Raw genomic sequence first — 12944 nt, 5'->3', positions numbered from 1 at the left:
ATCAGCAAAAATCCCCATCACAATTTTCCCCCTCAGAATCTTCCATTTTCCCTCTTATTTTGTGATAGAATGCCACTCTAAAAAATCTTGATTTTGCCTTTGGTTGTTGAGCTAATTTATGAATACACAACTTGAACTTATTAAATCTTCTATTAAATCTATTCCTAATTACCCGAAAGAAGGGATTATTTTCCGAGATATCACCACCTTGTTAGAAGTGCCGGCGGCGTTTAAAGCGGCGGTTGATTTGATTGTGGAGCAGCACCGTGATAAAAATATCACCAAAGTGCTTGGCACGGAATCTCGCGGTTTTATTTTTGGCGCACCGGTTGCCCTTGCTTTGGGATTGCCTTTTGAATTAGTGCGTAAACCGAAAAAATTACCACGTGAAACCATTTCTCAATCGTATCAATTAGAATACGGTGAAGACACGCTGGAAATGCATACAGATGCAATTTCTTCCGGTGATAATGTCTTAATCATTGATGATTTATTGGCAACCGGCGGCACGGTTGAAGCAACCGTAAAATTGGTTGAACGTTTAGGCGGAAAAGTGAATCATGCCGCATTTGTGATTAATTTGCCTGAACTCGGTGGAGAAAAACGTTTAACCGATCTCGGTGTGAATTGTTATACTTTAGTTAATTTTGAAGGTCATTAATAACAGTAAATGAGCTACCAAGTTTTAGCCCGAAAATGGCGACCTCAAACCTTTGAAAATGTGGTGGGGCAAGGACATATTCTCGCCGCACTTTCTAATGGCTTAAAAGCACAACGGTTGCATCACGCTTATCTATTTTCCGGTACGCGCGGTGTGGGGAAAACCTCCATTGCACGCTTATTTGCCAAAGGTTTGAATTGTATTAAAAACGGCATTACGGATCATCCTTGCGGTGAGTGTGAAAACTGTAAAGCTATTGAGCAAGGTTCGTTTATTGATCTCATTGAGATTGATGCGGCTTCACGCACAAAAGTGGAAGATACGCGCGAGCTGTTGGATAACGTACAGTACAAGCCGGTAGTAGGGCGTTTTAAAGTGTATTTAATTGATGAAGTGCATATGTTATCGCGCCATTCTTTTAATGCGTTACTTAAAACCTTGGAAGAACCGCCGGAATACGTCAAATTTTTGCTTGCCACCACTGATCCGCAAAAATTGCCGGTTACGATTTTATCCCGTTGTATGCAATTTCATCTTAAAGCCCTAGATGAAGCGCAAATTTCACAACATCTTGCCCATATTCTCACCCAAGAAAACATTGATTTTGAACCTTTGGCGTTAGATAAATTAGCCAAAGCGGCACAAGGCAGTCTTCGTGATAGTTTAAGTTTAACGGATCAAGCCATTGCGATGGGGGATCGTCAAGTCACAATGAATGTTGTCAATGCAATGTTAGGTTTACTGGATGATAGTCATGCCATTGAGATCATCTATGCACTACATCAAGGCAACGGTGAACGCTTGATGAAAACTCTTCAAAACGTATCTGAAAAAGCCGGTGATTGGGACGAATTACTATCGGAAGTCGCGGAAAAACTCCATCAAATCGCCTTAATGCAATTGTTGCCGAAAAATACCGGCAGTGAAAATGAACATTTAACATTTCTTGCAAAACATATCGCACCGGAAGATGTGCAATTCTTCTATCAGGTGATTGTTGCCGGCAGAAAAGAATTGAGTGCCGCACCAAATTACCGTACGGGCGCAGAAATGACATTATTGAGGGCATTGGCGTTTCACCCAAAGTTCCTTACGGCAGCACCAAAGACGAATATCGCTGAAAATCCATCACGCACGGAAAAAAGTGCGGTCGAAAATCAAGGCAATTATGTTGATGTGCCGGTGTTGTCGCAAAATATCAAATCCACTTACGGGGCGAAGTCTGCTCACTCTATTTCTTCCAAAAATCAAGATCTCAATCTTGCCGGGTTCGCAGCTTTAGATGCCTTAAAACAGCTTAATCAAATTGAAGCGAGCGAACGTCAAGCCCATCAACAAGAAGTAAATAATGCAGTGGCGGAGGCATTGCATCGGGTACAAGAATTAGACGAACAAAAAACTCAGCGAAAAATGACCGCACTTCCCGTGCGTGAAATGACTCCACCGAAGAAAACCGCTTCAACCGCAACGCAAATAGCATCGCTGGAATCGCAAAATATCCAAACCCTAGAGAATACAATGGAGGACAATTCTGAACGGGAACAAGAAGATCAGGAAATCTTAGATGCGGAAACCTATCGCTGGGAATGGAGTAATCCTGAACTTGCAAAAGTAGAACAAGCGGTTCGCCCTTCCGACATTAAACAAGCCATCTTAAATGAAATGACACCGGAGCTGAACGCACGCATTATTGCGATCACACAAGAACGTGATGAATGGACGGATATTATTGAACGTTCCGGCATTAGCGGTTTTTCTAAAGAATTGGCGTTAAATAGCTTCTTACTTGATAAAACGGAAAATAAAATCACCCTAGGGCTGCATTCTGAAAAAAATCATTTACACCAAAGCCGCAGCATAAAAGAATTGGCAGACTCTCTTGAGCGTCTTTATGAAACCCCGATTAACATTGAAATCCAATTGGATGATCGGAATATCATCACACCAATAGATCTTCGCAAACAGGTTTACCAAGAATTACGCGAACAAGCACGCAACGCTTTACAACAAGATAAAAAATTGCAGCGTTTACAAAAAGAATTTGATGCGAAATTAGATATAGATAGCATTTGTCCGGTGTAAAAGTTTTTATCCTTAGATAATATTATTCTTCGCAAGAAAACATCGAGAGAGCTCATTGAAAACAGAGGCACTGACCTGAAATTCTTATTAAAACACCCTTGATTTTGACCGCACTTTTGCTTATTAAGGCAAATAACCGCATTTCATTTTAAAAGGATTTTCTAAATCCTTGATCTTAACCATTCCACCTTCCTTATTTTTACGATAAGCTACGTGGCATTTCTTTTTCACAAATAAAGGCGGATAAAAAGGTATGTTAGAACAAATAGGGAAACAGGCCAAAGCAGCAGCATTTATTCTGGCACAATTAAATACGGCGCAAAAAAACCGTGCTTTGGACATTATTGCGGAGCAGTTGGAGCAACAAGCAGAGCGTATTTTGCAGGAAAATGCCAAAGACATTGCACTTGCAAAGCAAAACGGCTTATCTGAGGCGTTGATTGATCGCCTTTTGCTTACGCCTGAACGTTTGCAAGGTATTGCTGATGATGTTCGTCATGTAATTTCTCTTGCTGATCCCGTAGGTAAGATTATGGACGGTGGTACGTTGGATAGCGGGTTGAAAATTGAGCGTGTACGTACACCGATTGGAGTGATCGGCACGATTTATGAAGCACGTCCGAATGTGACCATTGATGTGGCGAGCCTTTGTTTAAAAACCGGTAATGCGGTGATTTTACGTGGCGGTAAAGAAACCCGATGTTCTAATAAAATTTTAGTAGATGTGGTGCAAAATGCCTTGGAGCTGGCGGGCTTACCAAAATTTGCCGTACAAGCCATTACCGATCCGAATAGGGATCTTGTTATGCAATTATTAAAACTGGATCGCTATGTGGATATGATAATTCCGCGTGGTGGTGCAGGTTTGCATGAACTTTGTAAACAACATTCCACTATTCCGGTGATTATCGGCGGAGTAGGTGTTTGTCATACCTTTGTAGAACAAAGTGCGGATCAAAATCAGGCGCTTTTGGTGATCGACAATGCGAAAACCCAACGCCCAAGCACTTGTAATACATTGGAAACCTTATTAGTGCAACGAACGATTGCGGAAACATTCCTGCCTAAATTGGCTGCGCACCTTGCGCCGAAAAACGTGAAATATCACGCAAAATCAACCGCACTTGACATCTTAAAACAAGCAGGGGCGGTGGTGAGCGAGGTAACCGAACGGCAATTAGGCGAGGAATGGGGATCGCTTGATTTGAATGTGGTGATTGTGGAAGATATTCACGCAGCGATTGCGCACATTCGTGAATATGGTACTCAGCATTCCGAAAGTATTTTAACCGCTTCGCAAACCTTAGCCCGTCAATTTGTAAATCAAGTGGATGCGGCAGCGATTTATGTAAACGCCAGTACGCGCTTTACCGATGGCGGACAATTCGGTTTAGGTGCTGAAGTTGCGGTGAGTACGCAAAAACTTCATGCACGCGGCCCGATGGGATTGGAAGCGCTTACCACCTATAAATGGGTGTGTGAGGGCGATTATACCGTAAGAAAATAACGATATAATATTGGTGAGTGCATAATTTATTTGGGGAGGGAGCGTTGAGCTTTGCGTAACGCACCATTCATTAAACCCTCTATTGGTGCGTTACGGCTTCGCCTAACGACACCCTACATAATAATGTAATAAAATGCGGTTACTTTTAGGAGAATTTTATGAAAAAACTACTTTCTTTATTTATCATTATTGCTGCTTTAGTGGGGATTGCTTTTATGCAAACGTCAGCAACGGCTGATAATGCGGATGATGGCAAACGAAATTTTGTGGTCGATATAGTTGCAAAATATTTTCCTTTTGAAGCGGAAGATTTGGTTGCTTGGTATGACAAAAATATTGTGTATGCGGATAATCCGACCGATCAGGCGATTAGCTTCAAACTAGATGATAAAGAAATTACCCTTGCAGCCCATCAAACGCAAAAAGTAATACTAGAACCGGGGAATCACAAATTACAACTTGCAGATGGCAAGATAATTGAACTTGAACAAAAAGAGGGGACAAATCGCTCAATTTTGAATCCGACCGCTTCGCCTTATTTCTTTTGGAAAACCGTTTATGGTTCGGTAAATTTACCGATAGAGTATAAAATCGTCACGATTGACGGCAAAACTTACGAAGGGCCTTTTGAAGTGAGTAATGAGTATTTAATCACCCGTATAGGTAATTATCCGTGGCGTTTTGGATTAGATGAACCCATTCCGGAAACCGTTTCGGTAAATAATGATCGCAGCAATTACACGTTAATTTTCAACAAAGCCTATCGCCTCCCTGATTTCATCAAGGCTTATCCAATGTTATCGGTACAATAACGCTTTTGATATATAGCCAATATGTAAAAGGTTGGAGCATGAGAATCAATGAGATTGATTTAGCCGAATTAGGTGTGTTGTCGGGTATTACTCAAATTGAAAAAGGAAATTACTTGGACTTTGCCGTTGAATTTCCGGAAGGAATGAAAGGCTATATGCTTCAATTAACCACTTTTGGTAAAGGCTGTGTGTTTGATGGTAAGCATTTTTTCTCTGTGCAACGAGGGCAAATACTACTTTTTCAACCTAATACCCTACACCATTATTATCGGCAGCCGGAATCACAATATTGGCATTTTAAATGGATTTATTTTCATCCTAAACCCACGTGGTTGAAATGGCTTAATTGGGCAAATAAGCGTGAAAATATAGGTCACCTCTTTGTTGATGAAATGAGACATTTTCAAGAAATCAGCCAACTTTTCACGAAGATCGCCCATGAACTGGAATTTAATGACATATTAAAACAAGAAATTGCTTCCGGATTATTGGAATATTTGTTGATGAAATGTGTCGCAATGGAAAACCTGAAAGAGCTATCCCCTATTGATAGCAGAATATTAATGGTTTGTGATTTAATCTTAGAAGATTTATCTCAGGATAGGAGTGTAGGTTTTTTTGCTCAAAAAGTATTTTTATCCGAATCGCGTCTTTCACATTTATTTAAATCTTCTCTGGGGATCGGTTTAATTCAATGGCGGGAACAACAGCGCATCAGTGAAGCGAAAAAACTCCTTTATTTTTCTAATTTACCGATACATAAAATCGCTAAATCCTTAGGTTATGAGGATTCTCTCTACTTTTCAAAAATTTTCAAAAAACATACCGCTCTTTCTCCTTCTCAATTCAGAGCAAGCGAACAAAATCGTAAATCCGAAATGTGATCGGGATCTCATTTCATTTTTCATAGCGGATTTTTCCATATCCTTAACGGAAAGTTACCTATTTTTTTATGATGAAAGCGTTAAGATTTCTTCAGCCTTAATTATAGTGAATTAAATTAAGGTGAGAACTATCATCTATTTTTTATGAGGATAATCTTATGAAAACGCAAAAAGTTAAAGGTTTTTTACTTTCCGGTCTTTTTAGTTTGATTTTCTGCGGTTCGGCACTCGCCGGAGATATTGTCAATATTTCTAAGATTGACGGTATGCCTTGGTTTAATCGTATGGCGGAAGGTGTTATTCAAGCAGGCAAAGACAATAATATCAATGCCTATCAGGTTGGGCCGTCGAATACGGATGCGCCGCAGCAGGTTAAATTAATTGAGGATTTAATCGCCAAAAAAGTGAGTGCCATTTCGATTGTACCTAATGATGCGAGTGCTTTAGAACCCGTGTTAAAAAAAGCTAAGCAAAATGGCATTGTTGTTTTAACCAATGAGTCGGTAGGGCAACCTAGTGCAGATTGGGATATAGAAATCATTGATAATGCTCGGTTTGCTGCAGATTATGTGGAAGAAGTGGCAAAAGCCTTGGGAGGAAAGGGCGGTTATGTGATTTATGTCGGGAGTTTGACGGTTCCTCAACATAATTTATGGGCGGATCTTTTTGTGAAATACCAAAAAGAACACTATCCCGATATGTTTGAAGTTACCAGTCGAATGCCTGTCGCCGAAAATATTAATGATGCCCGAAGAACTACGATTGATTTAGTTAAAGCTCATTCAGATTTGAAAGCGGTGGTCTCTTTTGGCTCTCAAGGCCCTATTGGTGCCGGTTTGGCGGTTAAGGAAAAACGTTTAAAAGGTAAATTGAATGTATTCGGAATGATGATTCCTTCACAGGCTGCTTCTTTAATTAAAAGCGGTAATATTACAATGGGTATTACCTATGATCCTGCCAATGCAGGCTATGCTTTGGCTAGCGTTGCTGCAAAAGTGTTAAACGACGAAAAAATTGAAGAAGGTTTAGTGATTCCGAATATCGGTAAAGCGAAAGTAGATAGGGAGAAAAAATTACTCCAATTCCATAACGTGCTTAAAGTTACTAAAGAAAATATTGATAGCCTCTATTAATACTCATCAATATGGGTTCTGTATGAACCCATATGCCACTATTCTATTTTCGGAGGTGCTATGCCTTTTATTTCAATGCGAAATATCAATAAAACCTTCAATGGTGTCAAAGCCTTAAATCAGGTGGAGCTTTCTCTCAATTATGGCGAAGCGCTTTGTATCGCCGGTCAAAATGGCTGTGGTAAATCCACCTTGATTAAAATTTTATCCGGTGTTTACCAACCGGATAGCGGGGCGGAAATTATCATTGGTGCAATCCCTTATCAAAAACTAACGCCCGAAGAATCCGTTGCTAGGGGCATTCAAGTCATTTATCAGGATTTATCATTATTTCCAAATTTGACCGTTGCCGAAAATATTGCAATGGGGGATTATCGCCGCTTTGGTTGGGTAGATCAAAAAAGGGTTTATCTGATTGCGAAACAAGCGATTGACCGTATCAATGCAGATCTAAATTTGGACGATATAGTCGAAAATTTATCAGTCGCTAAACAGCAGTTGGTTGCGATTTGTCGGGCATTGGCTCAAAACGCAAAACTACTCATTATGGATGAACCCACAGCATCTTTGACGGCAAAGGAGGTAAATCATCTACTAAATATTGTCGTTCACTTAAAAAGTAAGGGGATTAGCATTATTTTTGTGAGCCATCGGTTGAAAGAAGTGATGAAGGTCTCTGACACGGTATTGGTACTCAAAGACGGCAATATGATCGGGAAATATCCTATTAAAGGAATGACTGAAAAACACTTAGCTTTTCTTATGACGGGAATAGAAATTAATAAAGAGCGGTTAAATTTGGCGGATTTTTCACAAATCCCGACGGTGCTTGAAGTGAAAGACCTCTGTTTGAATCAGCAATATCAACATATCAATTTTGCCCTTAGAAAAGGTGAAATTCTCTCATTAGTGGGTTTATTGGGCGCAGGGAGAACAGAATTATGCTTAAGTTTATTCGGCATTACTCAACCGACAAGCGGTGAAATTTATTTAAACGGAAAGAAGATTACACTCCATTCAAATCGGGAGGCAATAGGAAAGGGAATTGCCTATGTTTCTGAAGATCGAATGAATATCGGGCTGATTATGCAGGAATCTATTCACCACAATATGATTTCAACGGTATTTAAGAATATTGCAAATTCTGCCGGGGTTATGTCGGGGAAAAAAGCACGACAGTTGAGTTCTACATTGATCGATGCCTTAAAAATAAAAGCAGCGGATCTTGATTTACCTGTTAATACATTATCAGGTGGTAATGCACAACGGGTTTCGATTGCTAAGTGGTTAGCCGGCGATCCACAAATTATGATTCTGGATTCTCCCACCATTGGTGTTGATATTGCAAATAAAGAAGGAATTTTCCAAATAGTTCATTCACTTGCCAAGAAAGGTATTTCTGTCATTTTTGTAACCGATGAAATTGAAGAAGCCTATTATTATAGCCATCGAATATTAGTGATGAAAAAAGGCACTATTGCCGCTGAGTTTATACCTTCAAGTTGTACCGAACAGGAAATTGAGGAGCTTGTGTATGAAAAATCAGAATAACCGAATATTATTTATAACACTCATTATTTTAGGCGTGTTTTTAAGTATATTCACACAACATTTTTTATCTATCGAAAATATTTATGATGTGCTCAATAACTATTCCCTATTAATGATTTTAGCTTGTGGGTTATTTGTGGTATTAATTTCCGGAGGGATTGATATCTCCTTTCCGGCAATGACGATTATTGCACAATATGTCATGATTTCTATTATTCAACAATATGATGTGGGTTTAATAGGTGTATTCACTATCTCAATTATTGTCGGCATATTGTTAGGAATGATTAATGCTGTGATTGTTTATAAGCTAAATGTTCCGTCTATTATTATCACAATTTCAACATTAAATATTTTCTATGGCGGATTATTATATATTACAAAAGGAACTTGGTTATATGATTTTCCGGACTGGTTTCAACAAGAACTCATCATTTTTAAACAACTTAGTTCTGACGGTGTGGAATACGGTTTGTCTTTTCAGGTAATGGTCGCATTAGTGGCAGTGTTATTAACAGCAATAATTACGAATAAACTCACTATTGGAAGAAAAATTTATGCATTGGGAGGAAATAAAGAGGCCGCATCAAGAATCGGATTTAATCTATTTCGTTTACATCTTTTTGTATATGGATATATGGGATTAATGTCGGGACTTGCCGGTGTCGTGCAATCTTATACGGTACAATCGGTTGCCCCGGATTCTTTATTGGGCTATGAATTAACGGTTTTAGCTGCTGTAGTATTAGGGGGAACTAATTTATCCGGCGGAAAGGGAACGTTATCCGGCACAATCATGGGTGTAATATTATTAGCGTTAATTCAGAATGGGCTTAATTTATTGAATATATCTTCTTATTGGCAAATGGTTGTTACCGGCTGTATTATCATTTGGAGTATTAGTATTACCGCATTTTCTCAGTATCGGAATAAATAGGGGGAATAGATGAAACAACATTCTAATAATACAATAAAATATCTCTGCTCATTATTTTTATTGGCTATTTCAATATTTAGCCTCTTAATTCCCGATGTGTTCTGGTCAATTGATAATTTCCAGTCTATGGCATCACAAATTGCTATCTTAGGTATTTTAACATTAGCAATGGCGATAACGATGTTAACCGGGGGGATTAATTTATCCATTATTGCAACAATGAATGCCTGTGCTTTAATTATTGCTTATTTTATGAAACAAGATAGTCTGAGTTATTGGGTAATAGGCATTGGGTTAAGTATTTTATGTGCGGTCTTTATCGGATTGGTTAATGGCGGACTTATTTCGATAATTCGTGTTTCGCCGATACTTGCGACATTGGGAACAATGACATTAATTAACGGTTTAAATATTTTATTAACGAATGGAACAACTATTGCCAATTTTCCTAGCGGTTTTCTTGAGATTAGTTCTGGTAATTTGTTTTTTATACCGATTCCATTGATTATCTTTTTGATATTAGCATTATTTATTTGGTTTATATTGGAAAAAACAACTTTAGGTAAAGCGGTTTATTTTATTGGAAATAATGAAAAAGCGACATTTTATTCCGGTATCAATACTTCAAAAGTGATTATGAGTGTTTATATTATTTCCTCATTATTATGTATTTTTGCCGCTATTTTAATGATGTCAAAACTCAATTCGGCAAAAGCATCTTATGGCGATTCTTATTTACTTATTTCTATTTTAGCGGCGGTACTTGGCGGGGTAGATCCTGATGGAGGTAAAGGTAAATTAGTTGGTATATTAATCGCATTGGTATTGTTACAGATTATTGAAAGCGGCTTAAATATGCTAGGCGTCAGTAGCTATATGACAATGATACTATGGGGCGGTTTATTGATTTTATTTATCTTTTTACAAAAATATCGTTTATTAAAATAGGAAGTTAGAAAATGCAAAATGAAAAAATTTTAATCGAATCGGGAAATATTATCATTGGTATTGAATTGGGTTCTACTCGGGTGAAGGCTGTATTGATTGATCAAGAAGGGGCAATTTTGGCGACAGGCGGTGCAGATTGGGAAAATCGCTTAATCAATAATATTTGGACGTATCATCAACAAGAAATTTGGTCAACGCTTCAAGCCGCTTTTTATGATCTGCAAATGACGGTAAAAGAAAAATATCGCACGCTAATCAAGCAGGCTCAAGCGATTGGGATTAGCGGAATGATGCATGGCTATTTAGCATTTGATTCGCAAGGAAATCAACTGGTTCCGTTTAGAACTTGGCGTAATAATATTACTTCGTTGGCGGCACAAACATTAACAAATCTTTTTCAATATCCGATTCCACAACGTTGGAGTATCGCTCATTTGTATCAAGCAGTATTAAATCAAGAGCCTCATTTGGAAAAGCTGGATTATTTAACCACTTTGGCAGGTTATGTTCATTGGAAATTAACAGGAGAAAAAGTTTTAGGGATTGGTGATGTCTCAGGAATGTTTCCGATTAATGTGGAAGAAAACCGGTATGATCAAGAAATGATAAATCGGTTTAATCAATTAATTCGACATAAAAACTATGCTTGGAAAATACAAGACATTTTGCCTCAAGTTAAAATTGCAGGAAAACCGGCAGGAAAATTGACCGCACTTGGTGCAGCATTACTTGATCCTACCGGCAATTTACAATCCGGTGTTATATTTTGTCCGCCTGAGGGTGATGCCGGAACGGGAATGGTTGCAACAAATTGTTTAAGAGAAAAAACCGGTAATATTTCTGCCGGTACCTCAGCTTTTGCAATGATCGTGTTAGAAAAGGCATTGTCAAAGGTTTATCCTGAACTGGATATTGTTACGACACCTTCAGGAAAATTGGTCGCAATGGCACATGCACAAAACTGCACGTCCGATATTAATGCTTGGGTGAGTCTCTTAGGAGAATGTTTGCAGACGTTTGGCGTAAGAATTTGTACCGAAGAACTTTATGAAACGCTTTTCTTACAAGCATTACAAGGGGATTCTGAATGTGGCGGTTTACTTTCTTACGGTTTCTATTCCGGTGAACATAATGTGGGATTATCTGAAGGTTGTCCGATATTTTTACACCCGACCAATGCTAAATTTAATTTGGCAAATTTTATGCGGGTTCATCTTTACACTGCATTTGGTGCAATGAAATTAGGAATGGATATTTTATTACAGCAGGAAAAAGTGAGTATTACACGCATTTTAGGACATGGCGGTATCTTTAAAACAGAAAATATTGCTCAGCAAATTTTATCTTCTGCGCTGAATATTCCCCTTGCTACGATGAATACGGCTTCAAATGGTGGGGCGTGGGGGATTGCATTGTTAGCCAATTTTTTGATGAAAACCAACCATTATTCTTTAGAAGAATATTTAGATAAATGTATTTTTAACCAAGTGGAAATGAAGCTGGTTTACCCTGAAAAAGCAATAACGGAAGGCTATCAGCAGTTTATTGAACGCTACAAACAAGGAATCCCGATTGTTCAATCTGCTATTGAGCGGTTAGTCAAATAGCAGGTAAAGACGATATTGGGAGAGGTTTTACCAAAAATACGTTTTCAATCTTTGTGCTATGGTACATTGTCTTTTTTATTTCGTTTTCTTCGGTAATTTATCCTGTTGATCCGGGCTGAGTTCTTGGTAGTTAAATACCGGTAAACCCCATTCAAAGCGGATGGCGAGCAATCGTAGGGTGAAGCTGCTGATTAAGGTAATTAATACGGAAAGCGTATGCTCTATTTGAAGTGAGGTTAAACCTAAATAAGTGAGTGTGGCGAATAAGGAAACACTTGCATAAAGTTCTTTCTGGAATACGAGTGGAATACGATTGCAGAGCATGTCGCGTAATACGCCACCGAACGCACCGGTGATACAACCGGCTATGCAAACGATGGTGATACCATGTCCCATATCTAAGGCGATTTGCGCTCCAATGATGGAAAAAACCACCAACCCCATGGCATCTAACACTAAGAAAATCGTACGGAAGTAGCGCATAAAGTGATTAATGAAAGGGGCAACGTAAACGGTGATGACTGCGGCACTTGCGACAATTAAGAAATATTCAGGGTGTTTTACCCAGCCAAGGGGGTAATGCCCCAATAATACATCACGCACAGAACCGCCCCCGATAGCCGTGACGGAAGCGATGATTATCACGCCGAAAATATCCATTTTTTCCCTACCGGCGGCTAATGCACCGGTCATTCCTTCGGCAGTTATACCTATAATGTATAAGATGCTGAGTAACATTGATGTTCCTATATATAAAGTGCGGTTGAAATTGCACTCATTCTACTTCAAAAGCAGGCGGATTTTTAGCATAATGACGCATTA

Annotated in this window: 11 protein-coding genes; 10 read left to right on the top strand and 1 reads right to left on the bottom strand. The window is 38.9% G+C overall.

Annotated elements, in window-relative coordinates:
- Positions 1–118 precede the first annotated feature (118 nt).
- The 10 genes from apt (at position 119) to HEMROJRC1_RS02270 (ending at position 12122) form a co-directional block, all read left to right on the top strand.
- Positions 119–661 (top strand): adenine phosphoribosyltransferase, encoded by a 543-nt coding sequence (apt, locus tag HEMROJRC1_RS02315; RefSeq protein ID WP_226691440.1) that lies wholly within the window; start codon positions 119–121, stop codon positions 659–661.
- A gap of 9 nt (positions 662–670) precedes the next feature.
- Entirely contained in the window at positions 671–2743 is a 2073-nt protein-coding gene (gene dnaX / locus HEMROJRC1_RS02310; RefSeq protein WP_226691439.1) for a DNA polymerase III subunit gamma/tau, read from the top strand.
- A gap of 253 nt (positions 2744–2996) precedes the next feature.
- Positions 2997–4250: a glutamate-5-semialdehyde dehydrogenase gene (gene proA, locus HEMROJRC1_RS02305; protein ID WP_226691438.1), complete on the top strand. Its 1254-nt coding sequence runs from the start codon at positions 2997–2999 to the stop codon at positions 4248–4250.
- 158 nt (positions 4251–4408) lie between these two features.
- Positions 4409–5062 (top strand): hypothetical protein, encoded by a 654-nt coding sequence (locus HEMROJRC1_RS02300; protein ID WP_226691437.1) that lies wholly within the window; start codon positions 4409–4411, stop codon positions 5060–5062.
- 38 nt (positions 5063–5100) lie between these two features.
- The gene (gene araC, locus HEMROJRC1_RS02295; RefSeq protein ID WP_226691436.1) at positions 5101–5946 is read left to right on the top strand and encodes an arabinose operon transcriptional regulator AraC; all 846 of its coding nucleotides are present in this window, start codon (positions 5101–5103) and stop codon (positions 5944–5946) included.
- A gap of 158 nt (positions 5947–6104) precedes the next feature.
- Positions 6105–7079, top strand: coding sequence for a substrate-binding domain-containing protein (locus HEMROJRC1_RS02290; protein WP_226691435.1), 975 nt, complete (start codon positions 6105–6107; stop codon positions 7077–7079).
- Positions 7080–7139: 60 nt separating this feature from the next.
- Entirely contained in the window at positions 7140–8630 is a 1491-nt protein-coding gene (locus tag HEMROJRC1_RS02285; protein WP_226691434.1) for a sugar ABC transporter ATP-binding protein, read from the top strand.
- Positions 8614–9567: an ABC transporter permease gene (locus HEMROJRC1_RS02280; protein WP_226691433.1), complete on the top strand. Its 954-nt coding sequence runs from the start codon at positions 8614–8616 to the stop codon at positions 9565–9567. Before HEMROJRC1_RS02285 ends, HEMROJRC1_RS02280 begins: the two co-directional genes overlap by 17 nt.
- A 9-nt stretch (positions 9568–9576) precedes the next feature.
- Positions 9577–10515, top strand: a complete 939-nt coding sequence (locus tag HEMROJRC1_RS02275; protein WP_226691432.1) for an ABC transporter permease — start codon at positions 9577–9579, stop codon at positions 10513–10515.
- 11 nt (positions 10516–10526) lie between these two features.
- On the top strand, positions 10527–12122 hold the full coding sequence (locus tag HEMROJRC1_RS02270; RefSeq protein ID WP_226691431.1) for a xylulokinase: 1596 nt from the start codon (positions 10527–10529) through the stop codon (positions 12120–12122).
- 75 nt (positions 12123–12197) lie between these two features.
- Here the strand turns inward: HEMROJRC1_RS02270 and HEMROJRC1_RS02265 are convergent, their stop codons facing one another.
- Positions 12198–12860 carry a trimeric intracellular cation channel family protein gene (locus tag HEMROJRC1_RS02265; RefSeq protein WP_226691430.1) on the bottom strand — a complete coding sequence of 221 codons (663 nt, stop codon included), beginning with the start codon at positions 12858–12860 and terminating at the stop codon, positions 12198–12200.
- Positions 12861–12944 lie beyond the last annotated feature (84 nt).

This window comes from Rodentibacter sp. JRC1 (assembly GCF_020521555.1).
Lineage (GTDB): Bacteria > Pseudomonadota > Gammaproteobacteria > Enterobacterales > Pasteurellaceae > Rodentibacter > Rodentibacter abscessus.
Note: the sequence above shows the minus strand (reverse complement) of the source record. Positions and strands in the feature narration are given on the sequence as shown.